This is a genomic window from Photorhabdus sp. RW14-46, assembly GCF_963887965.1.
Lineage (GTDB): Bacteria > Pseudomonadota > Gammaproteobacteria > Enterobacterales > Enterobacteriaceae > Photorhabdus > Photorhabdus laumondii.
In genome coordinates this window covers 74,437-100,823 of the sequence record NZ_CAWPHH010000015.1, presented here as the reverse complement: position 1 = coordinate 100,823, position 26,387 = coordinate 74,437, and the positions used below count along the sequence as shown (strand labels likewise).

The 26,387-nt window shown below is 49.6% G+C and carries 10 protein-coding genes; all 10 read right to left on the bottom strand.

The features are described from left to right. Positions 1-312 precede the first annotated feature (312 nt). The gene (locus AACQ38_RS13840) at positions 313-804 is read right to left on the bottom strand and encodes an Hcp family type VI secretion system effector (RefSeq protein ID WP_011147458.1); all 492 of its coding nucleotides are present in this window, start codon (positions 802-804) and stop codon (positions 313-315) included. Positions 805-824: 20 nt separating this feature from the next. Continuing rightward, on the bottom strand, positions 825-2,552 hold the full coding sequence (locus tag AACQ38_RS13835; RefSeq protein WP_165578376.1) for an OmpA family protein: 1,728 nt from the start codon (positions 2,550-2,552) through the stop codon (positions 825-827). Next, the gene (tssL, locus tag AACQ38_RS13830) at positions 2,549-3,223 is read right to left on the bottom strand and encodes a type VI secretion system protein TssL, short form (protein ID WP_165578375.1); all 675 of its coding nucleotides are present in this window, start codon (positions 3,221-3,223) and stop codon (positions 2,549-2,551) included. The genes AACQ38_RS13835 and tssL overlap by 4 nt, the downstream gene beginning before the upstream one ends. Next, on the bottom strand, positions 3,220-4,569 hold the full coding sequence (tssK, locus tag AACQ38_RS13825) for a type VI secretion system baseplate subunit TssK (RefSeq protein ID WP_011147460.1): 1,350 nt from the start codon (positions 4,567-4,569) through the stop codon (positions 3,220-3,222). The genes tssL and tssK overlap by 4 nt, the downstream gene beginning before the upstream one ends. 15 nt (positions 4,570-4,584) lie before the next feature. Then, entirely contained in the window at positions 4,585-6,111 is a 1,527-nt protein-coding gene (tssC, locus tag AACQ38_RS13820) for a type VI secretion system contractile sheath large subunit (RefSeq protein WP_165578374.1), read from the bottom strand. Positions 6,112-6,142: 31 nt separating this feature from the next. After that, the gene (gene tssB, locus AACQ38_RS13815) at positions 6,143-6,640 is read right to left on the bottom strand and encodes a type VI secretion system contractile sheath small subunit (protein ID WP_011147462.1); all 498 of its coding nucleotides are present in this window, start codon (positions 6,638-6,640) and stop codon (positions 6,143-6,145) included. A 1,010-nt stretch (positions 6,641-7,650) separates the two neighbouring features. After that, positions 7,651-23,286, bottom strand: a complete 15,636-nt coding sequence (locus AACQ38_RS13810) for a non-ribosomal peptide synthetase (RefSeq protein WP_165578373.1) — start codon at positions 23,284-23,286, stop codon at positions 7,651-7,653. Positions 23,287-23,405: 119 nt separating this feature from the next. Further along, on the bottom strand, positions 23,406-23,552 hold the full coding sequence (locus AACQ38_RS13805) for a hypothetical protein (RefSeq protein ID WP_011147464.1): 147 nt from the start codon (positions 23,550-23,552) through the stop codon (positions 23,406-23,408). 72 nt (positions 23,553-23,624) lie between these two features. After that, complete coding sequence (locus tag AACQ38_RS13800) at positions 23,625-23,819, bottom strand: hypothetical protein (RefSeq protein ID WP_165578372.1); 195 nt, start codon at positions 23,817-23,819, stop codon at positions 23,625-23,627. Positions 23,820-24,467: 648 nt separating this feature from the next. Beyond that, on the bottom strand, positions 24,468-25,910 hold the full coding sequence (gene prtA, locus AACQ38_RS13795) for a serralysin (protein WP_165578371.1): 1,443 nt from the start codon (positions 25,908-25,910) through the stop codon (positions 24,468-24,470). Positions 25,911-26,387 lie beyond the last annotated feature (477 nt).

Sequence of the window (26,387 nt, the reverse complement as noted above, 5' to 3'; positions counted from 1 at the left end):
CAATGGCATAGCGAAACGGCTGGCTTAAGGCTTCCTGCCCGGTAAAGGCCAGCACATCCAGCGGTGCTTTATTGCGCCACACTTTTAGTCTGTAACGGCTGTGATCAAAGATGATCATCGGTGTTAGGTTCGTCATATTTTCTCCCGATTATTCCTCAGTCGTGCGGGTACGCTACCGCCCATAGCCGTATACCGAGGCCCATAAGGTCATGATTTATCTGGTTTTCAGTTTTTTATCGCGGGGCCTCCCGCCCCCGCGATTACGCAAAAAATGAAACAACAGCAGACGGATTAATCCGTCTGCCAAGCTTGTTACGCCGTCGTGCGCTCATTCCACGCATCAGCGTGAATGATGTTGCCGTCTTTGTAGGTCCAGGTGATTTTTTCGTAACGCAACTCAATGCGTTCCAGATGGTTGTGCTTCTCTTTGGTAGGGTCTTTGATGTCATGCATCAGCGGTGCCACTTTCACCACCTTCACGTTGTCCAGTTGGGTGATGAAGTACTCTTTCTCCTGACCTGCGTCGTCAATGTTGTACCATTTGATTTCAGCAGATTTCAGGGTCTGGCCGGTGGTGACCGCTTTATACAAATAGGGACTTGATGCATCCACCTCTTTGGTGAATACCAATGGGGCATGCACACGGGTCCCCGTCAGTTTGCCGGTATTGTTGTCCGTCGGGATGTGCAACATATGTTCCAACGCCACAATTTCAATACTACCTTCCCGGCCCCGTACCTCGACAGAGCCCTTGATGTCAGCACCGCCGTCATCTTTCAGCCATAAATAAGCGGGAATCGCCATAATGATTACTCCTATAATTGTTACTTAAGTGATGTCGCCGGTAGCGGCGACGTTGTTGATAAGGTGTCCGGTACTTTCTGCGGTCGCGCACAGGCGGCCACATGCGGTATCAGACGGATTTCAACCCTGCGATTGGCAGCTCGCCCCGCAGCGGTTGTGTTAGTCGCAATTGGATTCGTTGCTCCCTTGCCTTGTACAGTGAAGCAAGCCGGCGATATGTCGCTGGTTTGTAACATCCAATCGCGTACTGCTTCGGCGCGTGCCAGTGACAGCGCCTGATTTTTCGTGGCATCACCAGTGGAATCAGTATGTCCGGCGATGAGGATCATCCAGCCCGGTTTGGCACGGATGTTGATTAGTGCGTTGACTAATACTTTGGTCGAACCCGCTTTCAGTTTCGCCTGTCCCACATCAAACAGCGCCAGACTGTTAAGGCTGATGGTCTGTGGTTCCCCCGGCGTTACCGGCGTTTTCTCCCTCGGTTTAGCGTGGTAGCCGGCAATGGCCGCATGCAATGGCGGAGGTAATCGTGCTCCTTGATATAGCCCCAATCCCAGACGCCACGGCACGCCATCCCGGTGATACTTCTCAAGCCGATCGGCATCATCCCTCAGTACCGCCACCGCCTGTGCCTTGCGGCTCTCATCCGTCGCGGCAATAGACCGGTAATGCAGCAGGTCACTCTCCACCTGACGCAATAACTGTCGGTTATGCCAGGCCGAGCAACCTAGCGCTGTTATGCCCGCCAGCAGAAACAGCCCCAGAGCTATCCCCACGGCCCGCTGTAGCGCTGTTTGTAGCGCACTGGTGGGCAGCAGGCGCACTACACTGTCCGGGAATGGCAATGTAGCGGTAGCCGATGTGGCTATCGGATCGCCCGCCCTGTTCAGCGCCGTTTTGGTTTGTAACCACTGTTGCCAGACATGGCCGGTTACCCAATGCGGTAATGCCGGTACAAACTTCAATACCATCGCCAGCGGCGGACAAGGAGATAAGCCATCTTCCGGGGTCAGGCAGACGGGCAATACATGCGCCTTCATCCAATCAGCCCAGCCAGTCAACTCAACCCCACACTGAAAACGTGCCATCTGTTCTGCCAGCGTGCCCTGTTCCAACCAATCCGCGAGTGGTTGAAAAGAGGCACCTTCGCGCCAAGCCGTTACCGTGGTTCGTCCTGATTGCCACTCAAACCACGGTGAATCGTCAGGTTGTCGGGACGGCCCGGCTACGTAACCCGCTAGCAGTAAAGGCAGCGGGATAGCATGTCGTTGACGCGCTTGAGATAACTGCCAGCGTAGTTCTCGCACCCAACCAGCCAGTACGGCGGCGTCACGGTATTGCTGCGGGTTTATCACCGCCATCACACTTAACTGACCGCCCCAAGAGGGCCGGGCGGCCAGCAAGCTAACTATCGCGTCAGACAGAGAAGTCCCTGTCGGTAAGCACAACCAATAGCCTTGTGGCGTCTGACGCAACAGTTCATTACCAAACAAGCTGTCCTGAATGTCGCTATATACCAACACCACCGGCAGGCGATTACTTTCAGGCGGCAGTACCGCTGACAGGCTGTTAAGGCGCTCTCGCCGTTGAGAACGCCCGCGATAAAACAGCCCCATCAGCGTACAGAGCAGGATAATGACTGCCCCCACCCACCGGCCCACCGGCGATAAGGGCAACCAGACCAGACAGAGCAGCAGCGCCAGCCCAGCCCCCCATCCCCATAACACCCGTCGCAACATGACACTCATCTCGCCAACCCCGGAAATAGCGTTGCCAGATAGTGACCTAACCCCCACCAGACACCGAACAACACGATGACCATCCCAGAGATCGCCACGGCTAGTTGGCCGACGATGGAGCGTAGCCTGAGATGGGACAATGGCACATTGGTTAACACCGGTGATTGCTGAGCCGTGCCGAAAGGTACGACCTGTTGACTCAAGCGAGTCACCAGTTGTTCACGTATCAATGAGGTATCCTCCTGACACTTTCCCTGAAATCCCAACAGCAACACGCGGTGAAAACAGGTCAGTACTGCCCGATCGGGGGCCGGTTCATTCAGTACAGTACGCATCCGTTCATACAACTGGTTACCGGCCTCGGCGGTATCAAAGAAATGCTCCTGTAATGATGTTGCCCGCCAGGCTGCATATCCCTGTTCCGGCGCTCGCTCCAGCACGGTTTCATCCAGCAGGGCGCACTGGGCGTAGCTGATATGATTTATCGCGGATTCGCTAACATCCGCATCTCTCAGCGCTTGCCGTGTCTGTTCTATCTCGCGGGTGCAGTGCTGCCACACCACCTCCGCCTGTTCCACCGATGCGCCCTGACAGAGCTCTGCCACCAACAGGTAGCTGTTCTGTAACAAGGCATCGATATCCGGTGGCGATTTTTTAGTTGATAAAGGTGATTTATTCATGTCCTCAATACCGCAAACAGTTCAAGCTGAATATCGCCCAGTACTCCGGGCACGTAGAAAGCACAGCTCCCTGCCGCCAGCATGGCTTTGCCCGCCGGATGGGTGAGATCAAGGGCAAAGTACTGGTTCTCCAGCCGCAACGGGATCGCGGCCGGGACATGGCTAAGTGCGACTAAGGGGATGCCGGTTAATGACCGGCTAATCATCCGATCAACCTCATCCGGCGCACCGGCTTTACATAACAGCGGGAACCGGGTGTACAACTGGTGTGCCGGTATGGAAGAGCGGACAGAGAGATAAAAATCCGCCGCTTCACATAAACGGGCATCGTGGAGAGTGGCTATCCACTGCTGTTCCGATGGTTTCTTCAACTCAATCGTCACCATCCGCGACGGCAAGCTGATCTCCAGCAATTGTCTCAGCAAGTCAAATAGCGGCGGGAATACCGCCGTCAAATTATCGTGCTGATAACGCGGGATCACGCTGGCGTTATGGTCCAGTGAAAAGGTCAACAGACTGCCCGCCAGCCTTACCGCTTCACGGTAGAACAGTTCTGGATGCACATCTGGATGGGCCTTAAAATCACTCAATATCGGTTCATAACTGTTAAGCGCATTAAGCAGCCAGAACAACGACACATCCGCCACCGCAAAATCCGCCATCCGCTCATTGCTCTCTCGGCGCATTGCCATCAATCGAGCCTGTTTAGCGCGTAACTGCGTCAACAACTGATCGAGCCGAGCTATCGAACCGGCATGTGCGCTAAGACGCAGTAATGGCGGCACAAATTGCTCATCAAAAATCCATTTTCCTTGAGCATCGCGCAACAGACGCGCCACCGGGCAGGTGAGATATTGACCGTTTTCCATGCTGTCAAAACGCAGCGATATCGCATAACGAGCAACCGCCATCGATTCACTGCGATCACTGAATTCATCCTGTACCGGTACCCACTCCTGCTGGTAACGCACCGGACGATCGGCGCGTTCATCGGGTTTAAGACAGTTACCACCATTGGCGTAAGTGTACGGCAATGCCAGTAAGACCGTGACCTGCTGCGCATCTGTCGGCAAAACGGCGGCCAATTCCAGCACCGGCGGTAAGCGATCCGCCTGATCGGTGTCAATCAGCGATCCATCGGCAAAACGCACGCACAGGTGATCCGCTTTCAACTGCCCCAACGCTAAGGTGTGTTGATCAAACACCGCGGTCAGCACGCCCCAAGGATGCGCCAGTCCCAGACGAGCAATCGACTCATTGGCATATGCCTCCCAACGAGCCTGCTGCTGAAACTGTTGGGGAGACAAGATGGTTCCTGTTACCCATAGCGGGCGCTCAATTTTCATGATGCTCCCCTATTGTTAACCTTTGGATTTCGGCATTTGAGAAACCAGCGACAGATTGACGTCGAGCCCCTCTACCTGAAAATGCGGCACCGCATACAACTTGACCCGGAAGAAACCGGGGTTGTCGTCAATATCTTCGACAATGACGTGCGCTTCACGCAGCGGATGAGATGCCTGCAAATCATCGGAAGGATCGGTCATCTCAGTTACCAAGGTGTTGATCCAGTTGTTCAGTTCGATTTCAAGCAGACGTCGATCTTTCGTGGTGCCGATGTTCTCCCGTTGAATCAGTTTCAAATAATGGGAAATACGTGACAGCAGGAAGATATAGGGCAGACGCGCATTGATACGGCTGTTAGCCGTCGCTTCATCGGTGTCATACAATGCCGGTTTTTGCGCCGAGTTAGCGGAAAAGAAGCAGGCATAATCCCGGTTTTTGTAGTAAGAGAGCGGAATGAAGCCCAGATTCGCAAATTCAAATTCGCGGGTTTCTGGAATCATCACTTCTGATGGAATTTTGACCTGATTACCGGTCCCCAAATCGTAGAGGTGGATCGGCAAATCAGTCACCGCTCCCCCCGCTTTTGGACCGCGGATCTGGACACACCAGCCATTACTGACAAAGCTCTTGATCATGTTTGCACCAAAAGCAAAGGCGGCGTTGGCCCATAAATATTTATCGTGATCCGGACCGGTGACCTCTTCAACATAGTTAAAAGTCCGCACCGGTACGGTGTCCGGGCCATAGGGCAAACGCCCTAGCACGCGGGGTAAAGTCAAGCCGATATAGCGTGCATCGTCGCTGTCGCGGAACACTTGCCACTTGATGTATTCGGCGCGGTCAAAGTAGTTACCGATATCTTTAATCGCGGCCACTTCATCCATCGTTTGTTTGCCAAAAAAAGCCGGACCAGCAGCGGCAATGAATGGCATATGCGCCGCCGCCGAAACTTTGGCGATATTACGCAACAGCGCAATATCCTGCGTGCCGGCATCAAATTCATAATTGGCAATCACCGATCCGATAGGTTCACCGCCCGGTGTATCGTATTCTTGAATGTAAGTGTGGTGATAGAAACCGCTCTGAACAATTTCCGGCGCATCGTCAAAATCTTGCCGCAAATCCTCTTTGGTGACGTCCAACACTTCAATCCTGACGTTCTGACGAAAATCAGTACGATCAACCAAGAATTTCAGGCCGCGCCAGGCAGATTCCACCTGCTGAAACTCAGGGTGATGCATGACCACATCCAATTGACGGCTGATTTGCTCGTCCAACTCGCGGATATGGTTATCCAATAATGCCTTATCCAGCCGTTTAACCCTTTGCGCCGAGGTTTTCAGCACAGAGAGAAAAACGCTGACAGCCGCCGTGACCCGCTCGTCTACCGTCACATCAGCCAGCGCATCACTGCTCTGAAAGCGATCAATATCGCTTAACTGCTCCACCGGCTGTAAATTGATTTTCTTAAATAACGATTGATAAACACTGCCTTCGGCGTGAGTCGTTATCGCCGCCGCAGCGGTTTGTTGTTCAGTCATTAATCCTATCTCCTGATATATACCGTAATAATCAAATCGTTTTTGGTGCCAGTGCGGCCAGTTCAGCCCGTAACTCATCGCTTAACGCTTGATCCTGGAGGATATGTTCCAGTTCCCGGCGAAAGGTGGTGTTATCGAGCAGGTTAGATCTCAGATCGCGCAATAGATGGCGCATAGAAAGCAGGGCCCGCAGTTGCGGGATTTGACGAGCAATTTGTTCAGGCTCGAAGTCTTTTATTTGCCGAAAAATAAGGGCGATATTCTCCTCGCTGCCATCTCCAGCCAAGGTATTTTTGACCGTCAAGTTAATCGCGGGACTGAATTCAGCCAGTACGCTATCAAAATTGTTTTTATTGATAGCCACTTTTTTTCTTTCCCCAAGAGGGAGATGTTCCTGCCCGTTGCTATAATCCCCCATGACCAATAATTTCAGCGGCAGCTCAACTTTTTTCTGCGCACCTCCTGTATGTAAATCTAACTTGATATTAATACGCGATTTAGGGATCTCGTTTTGAAAACTATGGGTCATAAGTGACTCCTCAACAATAAAATAGAATGAGTGACATGATGTTCATGCCACAACGCATTTCAGAAACAAAACCGGATTCAGATATTTCAAAGCAGGCACTAACCAAGCGGAAAATAAGAGAAAACCGACAACACCCACTGCAATAGATAAATGGATTTATCAGGCAGGCTATTTTTCTGGGTAAAGGGATTCTCTAAACAGATTTATATAAAATCAAGTCATTTTTTATCTAAAAGCATTTTTTGCTTCATCTCAATCAGAGATAAAACATCTTAATCAAGAGATTGAATAAACAATATATCAACGAAATATAAACGAAATTGAATTTATTTTCATAAAAATTGAACTTGTTTTAAAAATATTAATCGGCCGGTGAATCATATCATCCATATAGGTCAAACAAATGTTTTAAATATTAAATTATCTTTTATTTTCAATTAATTAATAAGATAATCAACAGCCAAAATAATTTTCACCCCCACGGCACAACAGGTAAAATATTTAGTGGAACAAGTAAAATAGGCATGATTATCAGCTTAAGTTAATGCGAATGAGAATAAATTCAGTCATACAGATGAGAATAATCGAGCACGATGAATTAATAAGAACTCCTATTACTCACATTTTCACAGAGCATCTTCTGCTTTAAAGGATAGAAACATAATCATCATTATTTTAAACCTCATAGGATTATAAGTGTGTAAATGACAGCAAATAACTCCCATTATATTCGACATTGAAGCATTAAGAGTGTTTAAATTAATTTAAAAGTGTAAGAATTGTTTAAAAGTGTAAACATTGTTTACAAGCGTAGACAATGCTGAAAAATAGGGTTTCTCCACTAGCATCAGGTGTAGGATTTGATAAAAAAATAAGGCACCGAAGTGATTAACATTCGGTGCCTATATTCAGTAAGATTGTCCGGCTATTATAAAAACTTTTAACCGGACAAATTGATTTTTAACTATCTTTGTTTAAATATAGCTTTTCATCCCACAATATCACTGACATTACAGCGCCTCCGCTTCACAATTCATTGCCAGCGCCATGCTTAAGGTCTTAGCTAAAATAGTTTTATTTTCACTATCTTCCATCAGACTAAAATGATCCCCCGGCACCGAGGTTAACTGTAGCGAAGAGTCAGGAACTATCTGTTCCCAACCTAACGACGGTTCCATTGTGACGGACTGTAGCGCAACATCGGTAACAAACGGGATCTGTGGATAAGATTCCATTGCATAGAATTGATGCAGTGTTATCGCCAGTGCTTTCGGCTGATAATCCTTGACCATCTGGACATAATTTCCCATCTGTAGCCAACGTTTGGCAATTAAGTCAGGACGCAGATTTGATGGGTATAATTCCAGCTCCTGCGCTGCGGCAATAAATTGCACTAAATTCAGTTCATCCATTTTCTGATGCAATGCGGCAATCTCTTGAGGATGTTCATCCACTGACTGCCTTGCCAATTCAGCAAGGAACTGAAGTTTAGGTTGATCGACTCGTGTCTTGAAACAGTGCGGAGCCGGTGTATCAATTAGCCCCAAGAAATTAACTGTCTCTCCGGCATGCAGCAGTTGCTGAGCAATGGCATAAGCCAGTATACCGCCAGAAGAGTAGCCGTATATCCGATACGGGCCTTCTGATTGCACGGCCTTCACAAAGGTGATCATTCTGGTCGCCAGAGCTTCAATGGTCGACGTCTGCTCCTCATTGATAGACGGCCAAGGTAGCGCATAAATCGGGTAATCCGCCTGAATATGCTGAGCCAGCCCAAAAACATAGGAATAGTCATCCATGCCACTCGGCACGAAGAAGAGCGGCGGTTCGGTTCCATCCGGTCGCACCGGTATGGCGCTGCTTTGCGATTGAGACAGCGAATCTGAGGTGATCTCTGCCACCAGTTCCGCTAGCACCGGGAATTGGAACAGATTATTCAATGAGCAAATCAACCCTCGTTCTGCAGCCAGATTGATCATCCGCATAGCGAGCAGCGAATGTCCACCCAAGGTAAAGAAGTTGTCATGCCGGCCAATTCGCTCAACCCCCAGTAATTCACGCCAGACAGCCGCCAAGGCGATCTCTGTTTCTCCTTGTGGCGCTTCATAGATCTGACGAGCAAAGGCGTTCTGATCAGGCACCGGCAATGCCCGGTGATCCAATTTGCCGTTTGGCGTCAACGGAAAGGCGTCCAGACGCACAAAGGCTGACGGTACCATATAGTCAGGCAACAAGGCTCTCAAATGACGATGTAATTGGCTTGCCAGCTCGTTATCCTCTGGCACCGCGACATAAGCCACCAGCCGTTTATCCTGACCATCTCCCAGTGCCAATACAATCGCCTCACGCACATCAGAGTACTCCATCAACCGCGCTTCGATTTCACCCGGCTCAATGCGGAAACCCCGGATTTTAATCTGTTGATCATTACGCCCAACGAACAGCAGATTGCCATCTGGCAGGTAGCGGGCTAAATCCCCGGTTCGGTACATACGAGCATCCGGTTGATCGCTGAACAGATCCGTCAGAAAACGTTCAGTCGTCAAATCAGAGCGGTTGAGATAGCCACGCGCGACACCAGTACCACCAATGTACAGTTCCCCCACGGCTCCAAATGGCACTGGCTGGCCATGATTATCCAAGAGATAAATAGAGGTATTCGCTGTCGGACGCCCGATAGGGATCAGCATGTCAGTATAGTCTGGCGGGCAACACCAACAGGTTGCACAGACGGTGATTTCTGTCGGGCCATAAGCATTAAACAGCGTTGCCCGACCACGTAATGCTTGCAACAACGCCGCACTGGGTGCTTCTCCACCCAGTATCAAGGTGGGCTTTATCGTTATCGCCGGTAAATCGGCCCCATCCCGTAATAGAGCCGGGGTCAAACAGGCGTGTGTTACCCGCCGTTCTTCCAGATAACGCCACAGACGCAGCGGGTCTTGACGAACGCTATCAACCGGAATGTCTAGGGTAGCTCCCCCACACAGTGCCATCATGATTTCCCAGACACTGGCATCGAAACCAAATGAAGCAAATTGCAACATCCGGCTATCCGAGTGAATGTCAAATTGGGTGATTTTCTCCCAAATTAAATTGACCAAGCCATGATGTTCGACCATCACCCCTTTTGGTGTACCGGTGGAACCAGAAGTGTAAATCACATACGCCAGATGTCGTGAGGTCAGCGCCGGGATGTACGGATTGTTATCCGGTTGATCAGGCAGAACATTCGGATCAAGTACCGTTAACGCGGTAAGCGCCTGTTCACCTAGCGCAGTACGACCCACATTATCTGCCAGTACCACTGACGGTGCCGCATCCGTGAGCATATAAGCTAACCGGTCACCCGGGTAGGCTGGATCTAAGGGAACATAAGCCCCACCCGCTTTGAGTACCGCCAGTAGCGCCACTACTCTTGACGGTGAACGCGTGACACAAATCGCCACCCGTTGATCGGGCTCCACTCCGAGTTCAATTAACTGATGAGCCAGCCGGTTAGCACATGCATTCAATTCTGCGTAGCTGAGAGCCTGTTCTTCATAGACCAGTGCCGTAGCCTCAGGATTTTTCGCCACTTGCTGTTCAAACAGATGATGAATACACAACGAGCCGGGATAGGCCGTTTGCGGGCCATTGCCGACTTTCAGTAACAGTTTCCTTTCTACTGCCGGTAAAATTTCCAACCGCTGAACCGGGGTTTCCGGGGCGTGTTCCAGTGCGCCCACCAGACTTTCCAGCGCCTGTTGCATATAACCACACACCCGCTCGGCATCAAACGGCTGGGCGATTTGCGCTGTCAGCCCCAGTGCATCACCAAAATCTTCTACTGACAGCGTAAACGGATAGTTAGTCCGCTCCTGTGCACCGAGAAATTCAACACCACTCATGATTTCATTCGATTCCACCGAAGCTATATTGTGTCGGTAGTTCAGCAAGGTACTAAACAGCGGCGTTCCTCCCTGCACCCCGCTACAACGTTGAGCCAGTGCCAACGAGGCATATTCGTGTTCCAACAATCCCGCCAACCGGTGATGCGCTACCTGTACGCTGTCTCGTACCGGGGTATCATCCATATCCAACCGTAGCGGCAAGGTATTGATAAACAGCCCCATGCCATTTTCAGCCCCTTCACCCGCCGCCATGCGTCCAAACAACACGGTACCAAATACCACTTGCTGCTGTCCGCTGGTACGCGATAACACCTGTGCCCAAGCCAGATGACATAGGGCAGCCAGGCTCACTCCCAATCGCCGCGCCTGACCACGTAAACTGCTATTTAACTCAGGGGTCAACATCCGGTGCGATTCAGTCATCTGCGAGCCATCATGGCGAACTTCCGCCAGCCCAAACGGTAACGTCGGTTCATCAACCTCAGCCAACATTTCAGTAAAGAAACGGGTATGTTCAGCCTGACTCATCCCTAACCGGGACTGCGCTACCAGATTGCGGAAGGGTGCCGGCGCTGGCAGGTTGCCGCCCTGTCCGTCAAGGTATGTCTGAACTTCATTACTCATCACGTCTAGCGCGGTATGGTCACCAATTAAATGGTGCATCAGTTGCAACACAATCCAACGGCTATCACTTTCCTGTGCCACCACAAAGCGCAGCAACGGCGCTTGGCCCAAATCGAGGCGATATTGACGTGGGTTAAAACGTTGCGCTAATTGGTCGCTGATCGGCCCGTCAGCCACATCTAATGTCAATTCCGTCACCGACAACGGTGCCTGACGACAAACGACCTGAGCCGGTACAGACAATCCTTGCCAGATAAAGGCGGTCCGCAGGATGTCATGACGGTTAATTACCTGCTGAACCGCCGCCAGATAACGATCCAGCAAAGGCCGATCAGCAAAGGCCATTTGACCCGCTAGCAGGTAAGGATCACCTTCGTCTGCCAGTAAATGGTGGAACAGAATCCCATCCTGCAACGGCGATAAGGCATAGATATCCTGAATATTGGCTATCCCGCCCGGTACCTGTTCGACGATGCGATCAATCTCAAGCTGAGTGAGATCAATCAGCGGTAACATTTCTGGCGTTAACACCGTGGTGGCCGGTGTAATCACGTTGGCCGGCACTTTTTCGGTCTGATTCAGCCTTAATGTTTGCGCCAGTTCAGACAATATCGGGGATTGGAACAGATCACGTACTGCCAGCGTTAAACCCAAATGACGCAAACGTTCAACCATCCGTACCGCAAGCAACGAATGGCCCCCCAAGGCAAAGAAGCTGTCGTACCGGCTGATCTGCTCAACGCCGAGTAATTCACGCCAGATAGCAGCCAGTGCGGTTTCGGTTTCTCCTTGCGGTGCAGCGTAAATCTGGCGGGCAAAAGCATCCTCCCCCGGTGCGGGTAATGCCCGGCGATCCAGCTTGCCGTTAGGCGTCAACGGAAAAGCATCCAGCCGCACAAAGGCCGCCGGTACCATGTAATCAGGTAACAATCCACTCAGATGTTCACGCAGACGGTTAACCAACCCGTCATCCGCTTCCGCCGCCACATAAGCCACCAGCCGTTTATCCTGTCCGTCGCCCAAGGCCAGTACCAGCGCTTCACGCACCCCGGAGTATTCTGTCAGCCGGGCTTCGATTTCTCCCGGTTCAATGCGGAAACCACGGATTTTAATCTGCTGATCGTTACGACCAACAAACACCAGATTGCCATCCGGCAGATAGCGAACTAAATCCCCAGTTCGATACATCCGGGCGTCAGCAATATGACTAAATGGGTCTGCCAGGAAACGTTCGTCAGTCAGTTCAGGACGATTGAGATAGCCACGCGCCACACCGACGCCACCAATATAGAGTTCACCCACTGCCCCTAGCGGCACGGGCTGACCGAGGGCATCTAGCAGATAGAGACAGGTGTTGGCTGTTGGGTGCCCGATGGGAACTAACACATCGGTATATAACACATCGGTATATAACACATCGGTATAGTTTGGCGGGCAACGCCAACTGGTTGCACAAACGGTGATTTCCGTTGGACCATAAGCATTGAATACCGTGGCCTTGGTGCGCAACGCTTTAAGCAACGCCACACTGGGCGCTTCACCGCCTAATATCAAGGTAGGTTTTACCGTTATCACCGGCAAATCAGCCCCATCCCGCAGCAAAGCCGGGGTCAAACAGGCGTGCGTCACTGACTGCTCTTGCAGATAATGCCAAAGGCGCTGTGGATCCTGACGGACAGATTCATCAGGAATGACCAGAGCACCACCACCGCATAGCGCCATCATCATTTCCCAGACACCCGCATCAAAACCAAATGAAGCAAACTGCAACATCCGACTAGCGGGGCAAATGTCAAATCGGGCGATTTTATCCTGAATAAGGTTGACTAACCCACGATGTTCCACCATCACCCCTTTTGGCGTGCCGGTCGAACCAGAGGTGTAAATCACATACGCCAGATGACGGGAGGTCAATGTAGATAGTTGTGGGTTGTTATCCGGTTGATTAGGCAATGAATGCGGATCAATCACTGTCTGCCCCACAAGCATTTGCTCACCTAAGGCTGAACGACCAACACTATCGGCCAATAAAATAATCGGTTCAGCATCAGTCAAAATATGGGCCAGACGCTCACCCGGATAGGCCGGGTCTAACGGCACGTAAGCGCCTCCCGCTTTTAACACCGCCAACAGCGCCACTATCCGCGCCGGTGAACTTGCTACACAAATCGCTACCCGCTGATCCGGCGCTACACCCAGCGCAATAAGTTGGTGAGCCAATCGGTTAGCATCAGCATTCAATTCCACATAACTAAAGGATTGGTTTTCATGTATCAGCGCCGTGGCATCCGGGGTCTTTTCCACCTGCTGTTCAAACAGTTGATGAATGCACAACCGCTCAGGATAGGCTGTTTCAGTGGCGTTCCAAGTTTTTAACAACAATGTGCGTTCAGTTGCCGGCAGAATGTCTAACTGCTGTACCGGCATATCGGACGCCTGCTCAAGCGCCTGCACCAAACTTGCCAACGCCTGTTGCATATAGCCACATATCCGTTCTGGATCGAATGGTTGCACCACTTGAGCCGTCAGCCCTAGATCAGAGCCACTATCCTCTACCGATAACACAAATGGATAGTTGGTCCGCTCCTGTGCGCCAAGGAATTCGATGCCGCTCACGATTTCATCTGGTGTGACCGGCTGGGTATTATGTCGGTAGTTCAACAGCGCATTAAATAATGGTGTACCACTCTCTACGCCACTGCAACGTTGCGCCAGCGCCAGTGAAGCGTGCTCATGTTCCAACAATCCCGCCAGTCGGCTATGGGCTGCGCGTACACTGTCCCGCACCGGGGTATTATCGATATCCAATCGCAACGGCAAGGTGTTAATAAACAGCCCCATGCCACTATCAGATCCTTCACCCGCCTGCATACGTCCAAACAGCACCGTACCGAACACCACTTGCGTTTGCCCACTGGTACGCGATAACACCTGTGCCCAAGCCAGATGACATAGCGCCGCTACACTGACGCCCAACCGCCGCGCCTGACCACGTAAACGCTCGTTCAGTCCCGCTGTCAGCATCCGGTGAGATTCCGTCACCTGTGAACCGTCATGATGTGCTTCCGCCAACCCAAATAGCAGCGTCGGTTCATCCACCTCAGCCAACATGTCAGTAAAGAAGCGAGTATGTTCTGCCTGACTGACACCCTGCCGAGCCTGTGCCACTAAATGGCGGAACGGGACCGGCGCAGGCAGGCTATCCATTTGCCCCAAGAGGCAAGCCTGTACTTCGCTGTTCATCACCTCCAACGTGGTATGGTCGCCAATCAAGTGATGCAACAATTGCAGCAAAATCCAACGACCATCGCTCTCTTGTGCCACAACGAAACGTAATAACGGTGCCTGATTCAGGTCAATACGATGCCGACGCGGGTCAAAACGTTGAGCCAATTGATTACTGATCGCTCCATCAGCCGGATTGAGCGTCAATTCCGTCACTGACAAAGGTGCTTGACGGCAAATTACCTGAGCCGGCACAGACAACCCTTCCCAGATAAAGGCGGTACGCAAGATATCATGGCGGTCAACCACTTGTTGAACCGCAGCCAGATAGCGGTTAAGTAAAGGTCGATCAGCAAAAGCCTGTTGAGTAATCAGTAGATAGGGATCACCCTCTTTTGCCAATAGATGGTGGAATAAAATGCCATCCTGTAACGGTGACAACGCATAGATATCCTGAATATTGGCAATTCCACCCGGTACTTGCTCAACAATACGATCAATTTCAGCTTGAGTCAGATCAATCAGCGGCAACATTGCTGGCGTCAGCACAGTGGTATCCGCGGTAATACCGTTATCAGGCACGCTAATTTCACGATGCGGCACCAAAGATTGGGCCAATACACTTAATGTCGGATGCTGGAATAGCGTTTGCACCGACAGGCCCAATCCTATACGCCGTAAACGTTCGATCATCCTGACTGCCAACAGCGAGTGACCGCCCAAGGCAAAGAAACTGTCATGTCGGCCAACCTGTTCAACATTCAGCAATTCGCGCCAAATAGTGGCTAATGCTATCTCAATTTCCCCTTGTGGCACTTGGTAAGCTTGGCGAGCAAAGGCATCCTCCCCCGGTGCTGGCAGCGACCGGCGATCCAGCTTACCGTTAGGGGTCAGCGGAAAGGCATCCAAACGCACAAAAGCCGCCGGTATCATATAGTCAGGCAAAATATCACTCAGGTGCTCACGCAATTTGGTCGCCAGTCCGTCATCCGCTAGCGCCACCACATAAGCCACCAGACGTTTATCCTGCCCGTCACCCAACGCCAATACCAGCGCTTCACTTACCTCAGAGTGTTCAACCAGTCGTGCTTCAATTTCTCCCGGCTCAATGCGGAAACCACGGATTTTAACCTGTTGGTCATTACGGCCGACAAACACCAGATTGCCGTCCGGCAAATAGCGAGCCAAATCTCCTGTCCGGTACATTCGGGCATTCGTTTCATCACTAAATGGATCATTCAGGAAACGTTCAGCCGTCAATTCAGGACGATTGAGATAGCCACGCGCTACCCCAACGCCACCAATATACAATTCTCCCACTGTGCCCAATGGAACTGGCTGGCGGTGTTCATCCAGCAGATAGAGACGTTTGTTGGCGGCCGGGCGGCCGATGGGGATGACTCCTCCGGTATAATCGGCTGGGCAATCCCAAGTGGTTGCACACACGGTGGTTTCCGTCGGTCCATAAGCGTTAAACAAATCGGCCCGGCTGCACAGTGCCTGAAATAGTGCGGGACTCGGCGCTTCTCCTGCAAATATTAAGGTTGGTTTTATCGCTATCGCCGGTAAATCGGTGCCGTCATGAAACATAGCCGGTGTCAAACAGGCATGGGTTATCGCCTGCTCTTCCAGGTAACGCCAAAGGCGCTGTGGATCTTGCCGCACGGTTTCTGTAGGAATAACCAGCATAGCCCCACAACTCAGCGCCATCATGATTTCCCAGACACTGGCATCGAACCCAAATGAGGCAAACTGCAACATTCGGCTGGTGGCGCAAAAATCAAACTGGATAATTTGTGTCAGCGTCAAATTAACCACACTACGATGTTCAATCATCACACCTTTTGGTCTACCGGTTGAGCCGGAAGTGTAAATCACATAGGCCAGATGCTGTGGGGTCAGTCCAGAGACTTGCGGATTATGGTCTGGCTGCTCCAGCAAGGTATTCGGATCGAGCACCGTCAGCGTCGCCAGAATGTCTTCACTTAATGCTGCCCGCCCGACATTATCCGCCATCAAAATAACCGGTGTCGCATCAGTGAGCATATAAGCCAGACGTTCACCGGGGTAGGCTGGATCTAACGGCACATAGGCCCCGCCCGCTTTCAGCACCGCCAATAACCCGATGATTCTCGTAAGTGAGCGCGTCACACAAATCGCCACCCGCTGATCTGGCGCTACGCCTAAAGCGATAAGCTGATGGGCTAGCCGATTAGCACGGGCATTCAGTTCTGCATAGCTGAGCGTCTGGTTTTCATAGATTACCGCTATGACGTCCGGAGTCTTCTCTACCTGTTGTTCAAACAACTGATGGACACATACCTGAGTAGGATACGGTTCTTCGGTCGCATTCCAATTTTCCAGTAATAACTCCCGCTCAGAGGATGACAAAATATCGATAGCTGTGACAGGTTGTTGAGGCTGGTTCACTATTGCCCGCAATATAGCCTGCAAATAACCCACCTGTCTTTCAATGGTTTCATGGTCGAACAGGGCAGAAGAGTAGTTCAGCTCTCCAACAATTTCGCCCGCCTTCTCCGTTAATTCCAGTTGCAGATCGAATTTCGCTATATCGTATCCTAGCTCAAATGGCGTTACCGCCAATTCCGGTAATTGCCATTCCTCTGTTTCACTCTCTTGCCAGGCAAACATTACCTGGAACAGTGGTGTATGCTCCGGTCTACGCGGCGGTTGAACAATTTCCACTACCTGCTCGAACGGCAGATCTTGATGCTCCTGCGCTCCCAGTGTCGTCTGCCGTACACGCCGCAGTAGTGTGGCCACATCCGGCATGTCGGATAAATCGATACGCAACGCCAATGTGTTAACAAAGAAGCCAAGCAGTGGTTCAATTTCCCGCAGATTGCGGTTAGCGCTTGGTATACCAATGACCACATCATCCTGCCCAGACAAGCGCGATAGCAATGCAGCCCAAGCGGTTAACAGCGTCATAAACAGTGTGGCACCGTGCTGTTGCCCCAGATGTTTTAGGGCCTGTACCAACGGGGCATCAATGTGCACCGCTACCCGGCCGCCGGTAAATGATTGCTGAGAGGGTCGAGGTCTGTCTATCGGCAATTCAAGTAACACCGGTGCATCTGCCAACGTCCGACGCCAGTAATCACTCTGTGCCTGTACTCCTTCACCTGAAAATACCTGCCGCTGCCAAGCCGCATAATCAGGATATTGAATGGTCAATGGCAACAACGGATCTGGCTGTTGATTTAGACCCGCCGCGTAAAGTGCAACCAGTTCTGATTCAAGTATCTTTAAAGACCAAGCATCAGAGATAATATGATGCTGAGTCAGTAAGAATATATGCTCTTCATCGGCCAGTTGGATCAATGCGCAACGAATTAGGGGGCCACGAGCAAGATCAAACGGCGTTTTGGCTTCCTGTACACACAAACGCTTAAATTGTTTGTCCACGTTAGATGCTTTACGCAAATCATATTTTTTCACCGGTAGACCAAATTCCGCCGGTAACAGTTCAACCTGAGGCTGACCATCAACTGTGATAAAAACAGAACGAAGCGCCTCGTGGCGAGCAAACAGGCGATTCAGAGCCTGCTGCCAGGCAGAAAAGTTTAGCCGTCCACGTAAACGCAAGGCTGTCGGAATATGGTAGGTATCACTAACTCCCTCAAATTGCGCCAGAAACCACAGACGCTGTTGACCAAATGATAACGGCAAGACACTATCACGGGATATGGACCTAATTTCAGGCAATTTATCACTGCCCGTATTACGTTGCGCACAGATCTGTGCGCAGATTTTCTCGGTAAATGTTGCCAATGACGGAGACACAAACAACGCGGCCAACGGCAGGTCAACACTAAAAGCGGCTATCCGGTTCATCATCCGCACGGCCAACAGGGAATGTCCGCCCAAGGCAAAGAAATTATCGTGTCGGCCGATTTGCTCAATGCCCAGTAATTCACACCAGATAGCCGCTACTGCGATTTCCATGTCTCCCTGTGGCGCGACATAAATTTGGCGAGCAAAAGCATCCTCTCCCGGTGCCGGTAATGCCTGATGATCCAATTTACCGTTTGGCGTCAGCGGGAAGGTCGCCAAACGCACAAAGGCCGCTGGCACCATATAATCAGGCAACATCGCGCTCAAATGAGTGTGCAAACTGGCCGCCAGTCCACTATCCGCTTCGGCTACAACATAGGCAACTAAACGTTTATCCTGCCCATCTCCCAAGGCCACGACCCGCGCTTCACGCACCACCGGGTGCTCTGCCAACCGAGCTTCAATTTCTCCCGGCTCAATGCGGAAACCACGGATTTTAATCTGCTGGTCGTTACGGCCAACAAACACCAGATTGCCGTCCGGTAAGTAGCGCACCAAATCCCCGGTCCGGTACATCCTGGCATCGGCAACATCACTAAATGGATCAGCCAGAAAGCGTTCATCGGTCAGATCTGGCCGATTGAGATAGCCACGGGCGACACCATCCCCACCAATATAGAGTTCCCCCACTGCGCCCAATGGGACTGGCTGGCCGTGGTTATCCAGTAGGTAAATACGGGTATTCGCTGTCGGACGCCCAATGGGAACCAACACATCAGTATAGTGTGATGGACAACGCCAACTGGTGGCACAGACGGTAATTTCTGTCGGGCCATAGGCATTAAATAGGATTGCTTGATGACTTAGCGCCCGTAGTAGCACGGGGCTAGGGGCTTCACCGCCCAATATTAATGTCGGTTTTATTGTTATCGTTGGCAAATCGGCCCCTTCTCGCAACAAAGCAGGGGTCAAGCAAGCGTGCGTCACCGATTGTTCTTCCAGGTAATGCCAGAGGCGACTCGGATCTTGACGAACGGTTTCGGCCGGAATAACCAAACAGGCTCCACTGCCTAATGCCATCATGATTTCCCAGACACCGGCATCAAAGCCAAATGAAGCAAACTGTAACATCCGACTAACAGGGCGAATGTCGAATTGGATAATTTTATCCCGGATCAGATTGACTAGCCCACGATGCTCAATCATCACCCCTTTGGGTATCCCGGTCGATCCAGAAGTGTAAATCACGTAGGCTAGGTGGCGAGAAGTTAAGGCAGAAACCTGCGGATTGTTATCCGGCTGATCAGGTAAGATATTCGGGTCTAGTACCGTCAGCCCCGCAAGCATTTGCTCACCCAATGCAGCCCGCCCAGTACTATCCGCCAACACTATTGCCTTCACCCCCTCAGCCGGGACGGCATCGGTCAGGATATGTGACAATCGTTCTCCCGGATAAGCCGGATCCAGCGGTACATAAGTTCCGCCTGCTTTCAGCACCGCTAGCACCGCTATCACCCGCGCCGGTGAACTTGCCATACAAATCGCCACCCGTTGCTCTGGCACAACACCCAAGGCAATCAGTTGATGAGCAAGCCGGTTAGCGCTGATATTCAGTTGTCCATAGCTAAGCGTTTGATTTTCATACACCAACGCCTCGGCCTCTGGAGTTTTCTCCGCTTGTTGTTCAATCAACTGATGAATACAGTGTTGTTCAGGATAGGGGGTTTCTGTCGCGTTCCACGTTTCCAGCAACAACGTGCGTTCCGATGCAGGCAAAACATTTAGCGCCCGTACCGGCGTTTCCGGGGCCTGTTCAAGGGTATCCGCCAGACTTTCCAGCGCCTGTTGCATGTAACCACATACTCGTTCTGAATCAAATGGTTGTACTACCTGAGCAGTCAGCCCCAGGGTATCGCCACCATCCTCCACCGACAGCACAAACGGGTAGTTGGTCCGCTCCTGTTCACCGAGAAATTCAATACCCGGCATTACCTCATGCGGGATCATCGGTTGCTCATTATGCCGGTAATTCAACAGAGCACTAAAAAGCGGCGTGCCGCCCTGTACCCCACTGCAACGTTGAGCCAGCGCCAATGAAGCATGCTCATAATCCAACAATCCAGCTAATCGGGTATGCGCCATCCTGACGCTATTGTGTACCGAGGTATCATCGATATCCAGCCGCAACGGTAAGGTATTGATAAACAGCCCCATGCCACTGTCGGCCCCTTCCCCGGCGGCCATACGCCCAAATAGCACGGTACCAAACACCACTTTCTCTTGTCCGCTGGTACGCGACAGCACCTGTGCCCAAGCTAGATGGCACAGGGTTGCCAGACTGACACCCATGCGTCTCGCCTGAGCACGTAGACGATCATTCAGCAGGGGAGACAACATCCGGTGCGCTTGTGTGACCTGAGAACCATCACGATGTACCTCGGTCAGCCCAAACGGTAATGTCGGTTCATCCACTTCTGCCAACATGTCGGTAAAGAATCGGTGATGTTCTGTCTGGTCAACCCCCTGCCGAGCCTGAGCCACCAGATTGCGGAAAGGTACCGGTGTCGGCAGGTTATCATCCTGTTCGTCAAGATAGGCCCGAACTTCGAGGTTCATGACTTCCAGCGTGGTATGGTCGCCAATCAGGTGATGTTGTAATTGCAATACATACCAGCGGCCATCCTCTTCCTGTGCTATCACAAAGCGTAACAACGGTGCCTGACTGAGATCGAGACGGTATTGCCGCGGATCAAAACGTTGCGCCAGTTGATCACCGGCGGGCCCGTCAGCTGAGTTCAGCGTCAGTTCAGTGACTGACAATGGGGCCTGACGCCAAACCACCTGCGCCGGAACAGATAATCCTTGCCAGATAAAAGCGGTACGCAAAATATCATGACGGTCAACCACCTGTTGTACCGCAAATAAATAGCGGTCTAGCAAACCACGGTCAGCAAAGATCATTGGATAGGCCAGCAAGTAAGGATCACCTTCTTTCGCCAGCAGATGGTGAAACAAGATACCGTCCTGCAACGGTGACAGTGCATAGATATCTTGAATATTAGCCCCCCCACCCGGCACCTGCTCGACGATGTGATCAATCTCAGGCTGAGTCAAATCAATCAGCGGTAACATCTCCGGTGTCAGCGCGGTGGTTGCCGGGGTAATGACATTCGGCGGCACTGTCACAATCTGATGCTGCCCCAATGTTTGGGCCAACTCCGCCAGTATTGGTGATTGAAACAGGTCGCGGGCAGATAACGTCAGCCCTAAATGGCGTAGCTGTTCAATCATGCGTACGCCGAGCAGTGAATGGCCGCCTAGGGCAAAGAAGCTGTCATACCGACTTATCTGCTCAATACCCAATAACTCACGCCAGATAGTAGCCAATGCAATTTCCCGCTCCCCTTGCGGTGCGGCGTAAACCTGACGGGCAAAGGCGTTTTCACCCGGTGCCGGTAACGCCCGACGATCCAGTTTGCCATTAGGCGTTAGCGGGAATTCATCCAACCGTACAAAGGCCACCGGCACCATATAATCAGGCAATCGCGCACTTAGGTGCTCACGCAAGTGGGTAGGCAATTCGTTATCCGACTCTGCCAGCACATAAGCAACTAACTGCTTGTCCTGCCCCTCACCTAACACCAACACCACCGCTTCACGTACTGCCGAATACTCCACCAATCGGGCTTCAATTTCTCCCGGTTCAATCCGGAACCCGCGGATTTTCACCTGCTGATCGTTGCGGCCCAAAAATTCCAGATTGCCATCCGGCAGGTAGCGAGCTAAATCGCCGGTCCGGTACATCCGCGCATCCGGCACATCACTAAATGGATCAACCAAAAAGCGTTCAGCAGTCAATTCAGGGCGATTGAGATAACCACAGGCCACCCCGTCGCCACCAACATAGATCTCGCCCATCCTCCCCAACGGCACGGGCAGGCCCTGCTCATCCAGTAAGTAAACCCGCGTGTTGGCAATTGGTCGACCAATAGGAATGTTGGTCGCTCCCGTGGGCAAGGTTTCAATCCGATATGTGGTGGTAAAGGTGGTACCCTCGGTCGGTCCATAGGCATTCAATAACTGCTGAGGCGGGTTGTTGCGTAAAACCTGGGAAATCACATAGGGATCAAGAATATCGCCGCCGACAATCAGGTTTTTCAACTGCGGCAAAACTGGAGACAACTCCGCCGCCAGCCGGTTAAACAGGCCGACGCTTAACCATAAGATATTAATTTGATAACGGTCTAATGCCTGTACAAATTCCGGCGGCGTCAACAAAGTGGTGTGGTCGATAACCACCAATGCCCCACCATTGAGTAAAGGGGCCCACACTTCAAAAGTACTGGCATCGAAAGCCGGGTTAGCCGCGAAAGCAACCCGATCATTGGGTTCAATTTCAACATAACCATTATTAATAACCAGCCGGACCACAGCGCGGTGAGGCACGATCACCCCTTTGGGGGTGCCAGTCGAGCCGGAGGTGTACATGATATACGCTGGCGCAGTACCGGAATAAAGTAAGTCAGGATTAAAACTCTCTTCCGCCTTGTCCGCGTCTGTCTCATCAGAGAGACGAATTAGCGGGATATCCAGATTAGCCGGGATATTCGCTTGTGCGCCGGTGAGCAACAATTTGGCGAAGCCATCGTTTATCAACCACTTTTTTCTCTCGTCCGGCACGCTGGTATCGATAGGGACATAAACCGCCCCCGCCTTGAGAATAGCCAATTGAGCTACCGCCAATTCGATAGATCGCTCTAACAGGATTGCCACATGATCATTCGGGCCAATCCCCTGCTTAATCAGTTGATGAGTCAGTCGGTTAGCACAAGCATTCAATTCCGCATAACTCAGGGTCTTATCCCCTGCGATTAACGCCGTCGCAGTCGGGGTTTTCTCCACTTGTCGTTCAAACAACTGATGGATACCTAACTGGTCAGGATAGACGGTTTCAGTGGCATTCCAAGTTTCCAATAGCAGTGTACGTTCAGCCTCTGACAACAAATTAAGTTTCTGAACAGATATGTCGTCACCGACCTTGTTTGACAGTACTTGCACTAATCCAGCATCAAAGATAATTTCCTTTTTAGCCATGCTATCTTTCATCTACTTACTACCTCAATGAATCTGTTAGTTATTTGAAAACTGTCATTCTCAACAGTCATCACAAATGTTTTGCCCTTATTCCTTCCCCCCAAGAAATAAAAACGGGCACACATCAGGCATCAATTAAAATCCTCAGACAGCACATTCTCTTGGACGCTGGAGGTAATAGCCCGGTTAATAGCCTCGTAATTAGCAATTCTTCGACAATTATTTTCCTGATAACGGAATAAACGATTCACCAAGTGAACCGGCAAAAGATATTCCATTCTTTTCCTATTTTTTTAATAAGCGCCTTTGATTTTGTGCAATTTTTTATTGGCTGACGCTGAATTCCATAACTAAATAAAAATGGATTTATACCCGTTATCTTTCAAGTTGCCTCTTTGTTGGCTGCACTCACTCACCCCGGTCACATCGTTATCTATGCTCCCGGGGATTCGCTCCCTTGCCGTCGCGATCCATCTTGAAATCCATTGGGTATATTGAATATATTTACTGGCATGAGTATTAAATCCCTGCTGTATTATGTCCATTTTGAATTAATATCATATGTTAATTATTTCACGAAAAATTAAATAATTATCGAGACAAACTAAACCTCCTGCTCCCCAATTAACACCGAATTTACTTTGATAATTCTCTGAAAAATGGACCTATCCGCATTCCAATAGGAAACAGATTCCACCATAAAAAGACATTATTTATCACTTGGTTATATTGATTAATGTATATTTATACACATAAAAATTATCAACTAGTCTGATTACATATTATTTTATAATAATCAAATTATACAACTAATGTAAACGTTAATTACATTTAACACCGGCATGAAACAATTTCAAACTAAAACTAACTTCCACATATATTGTTTTGTCATAATGAAATAATACGAGCAATGTATGCATTAATTACATTTAATATCATCAGTAAATAATTTTAAATTAAAAATAGATGATTTGTTTATTGTTATAAAATAGAAAAATCACACTATTAATTACTTATTCAAATGTATTTGACTTATTATATAATAGAAAAATAATAGATTAGGAACTCCAACCACATGGACAGAAAACAGAAGACAGAAGACAGAATACAGAAGAGAGCAAAATTGCACGCCCAAGCGCTCAAAGTGACTAAACGAATAACCGCATCCAGTCAGATGCGGTTGTGTAGTTGTGTTATGAAAGGATAAAATCAGCCTCTGCCAGCGCTTCCCCAACGATTTTCACCCCAAAACCATTTTGGGATAATTCTCCCCCCATATTAATAATGAAATCATTTACCTTGTTAACGCTGTTATAGCTGATCACAGCTTCCCCAATAGCACCAGTGAATTCCTCGACAAACTTAATAGTGCCTTTTCCTGCTGCACCCAGATCGAACAATGACAAATCAATCTTGTCTTCACCGGAAACAAAGTCATGAATCCAATCACGCTCAAGAAACGATGATTCTTCGGCATTCAAGTAGACAAAGGTATCTTTGCCTTCCCCACCCCAAAGATGATCAGCTCCCAATCCACCGTAAATGATGTCATCACCTGTACCACCCTTCAGAGTATTATTGGCATCATTCCCGATCAGAATGTCATTACCACTGCCGCCAATCGCATTTTCAATCGTGACACCACGGGCGATAGAGATGTTTCCTTTCAAACCACCCACATCCGAGAAAGAAGCTTCATTCAAGTTAATGCGTTGATCCTGAGTAAAACCAGAGAAATCAAAGGTATCATTACCACCCGCATCCCAAGCAGTGAACACGAGTTTGCTCTTTGCATCTTTTGCCGTAAAGAAATCGCGATCAGTGTTGGAATTAAAACCATATACCGTGTCATCGGTACGAGTAGTATTATTTGCACCATACAACGCCTGAATAGCAGAAATATCGTTAAGTAATGGCGCAGAAGAATCAATACCTTTAAAGTCCTGCCCGGTATTTTTTTCACTGAAATAACCCATGATGGTATAAGCACCGCTATCTTCAAAATAAGTCGCCTTATTCTTGTAAGTCGGTACTACCTTATCAGACGCATCATAATCAGCCGGATGATCCAACCCTAATGTATGGCCGATCTCATGAGTAAATGTATGGCGACCATAGCCATTCACTCCAATATCATTTTTTAAGAAAGTACCGCTTTCCGCGTTATACCAAGTTCCGACTTGTTTCAAACCTGGATTCGGCATCTCGGCAAACGCATAATCACCTGTTAAACTAAAATCAAAGAAACCAAAAGTGATATTCGCTTCCTTGACATCATAGGTTTCGGTGAATTTAATATTCGCGACATCAGCCCAAGATTGAATTGACAGCTTTGCAGCAGCTTCTTGTTCTTCATTAAATGCTGAAAATCCAGAAATAATCCACGGCATATTATCCGGTTCATTCTCCAGGAAATTATACGTTAATTGGAAAGTTTCAGATTTGTCATTACTCTGATGCCCCCAACGGTAATCACTTCGGATTAACTCTTTCGCCGCATCTTTACTGGGCTCATGCCCAACGACAATATTAGGATCTTTACCTGGAATATAAGCCTGTAGCCAGGTCAATACCTCATTTGCCTTTGCTGAACCACTAACTTTTTCCAAATATGAAATTTTCCTCTTTAAAGACATATATTTCTCCATAAGTTCAAAGCTTAGATATATACCCGTTATCTTTCAAGTTGCCTCTTTGTTGGCTGCACTCACTCCGATCACATCGTTCTCTATGCTCCCGGGGATTCGCGCCCTTGCCGTCGCGATCCATCTTGAAATCCATTGGGTATAAAACCTGTCTATTTAATTAAACACCTGTCAATAAAACCTAGAAACAATGGGCTATCCCGGCCACGCAATTTAAAATCCCTGTCCATAAAAGTAACACTAAAGTTAATTACGTAAAAAATAATTAACATATTTTTTTAATATAAACGTGATAAAAATAGCATAAAACAAATAAACAATTGTTTTGTATAACATAGCTATTTAAGGCAAAAAAATATTGCTAATTTTTATCAATGTTTTCTTATAAAATTATTATCTATTTAACTATTCATATAGTTAATTTAAAAATTTTTATAAAATCATTTATTAATAATTTTATTAAGTGAC

Excerpts from the sequence above, each read along its gene's own strand:
- AACQ38_RS13805 (WP_011147464.1), bottom strand. The coding sequence starts at position 23,552 with ATGGAATATCTTTTGCCGGTTCACTTGGTGAATCGTTTATTCCGTTAT.
- AACQ38_RS13835 (WP_165578376.1), bottom strand. The coding sequence starts at position 2,552 with ATGAGTGTCATGTTGCGACGGGTGTTATGGGGATGGGGGGCTGGGCTG.
- tssL (WP_165578375.1), bottom strand. The coding sequence starts at position 3,223 with ATGAATAAATCACCTTTATCAACTAAAAAATCGCCACCGGATATCGAT.
- tssK (WP_011147460.1), bottom strand. The coding sequence starts at position 4,569 with ATGAAAATTGAGCGCCCGCTATGGGTAACAGGAACCATCTTGTCTCCC.
- AACQ38_RS13800 (WP_165578372.1), bottom strand. The coding sequence starts at position 23,819 with ATGGACATAATACAGCAGGGATTTAATACTCATGCCAGTAAATATATT.
- AACQ38_RS13810 (WP_165578373.1), bottom strand. The coding sequence starts at position 23,286 with ATGAAAGATAGCATGGCTAAAAAGGAAATTATCTTTGATGCTGGATTA.
- AACQ38_RS13840 (WP_011147458.1), bottom strand. The coding sequence starts at position 804 with ATGGCGATTCCCGCTTATTTATGGCTGAAAGATGACGGCGGTGCTGAC.
- tssC (WP_165578374.1), bottom strand. The coding sequence starts at position 6,111 with ATGACTGAACAACAAACCGCTGCGGCGGCGATAACGACTCACGCCGAA.
- tssB (WP_011147462.1), bottom strand. The coding sequence starts at position 6,640 with ATGACCCATAGTTTTCAAAACGAGATCCCTAAATCGCGTATTAATATC.
- prtA (WP_165578371.1), bottom strand. The coding sequence starts at position 25,910 with ATGTCTTTAAAGAGGAAAATTTCATATTTGGAAAAAGTTAGTGGTTCA.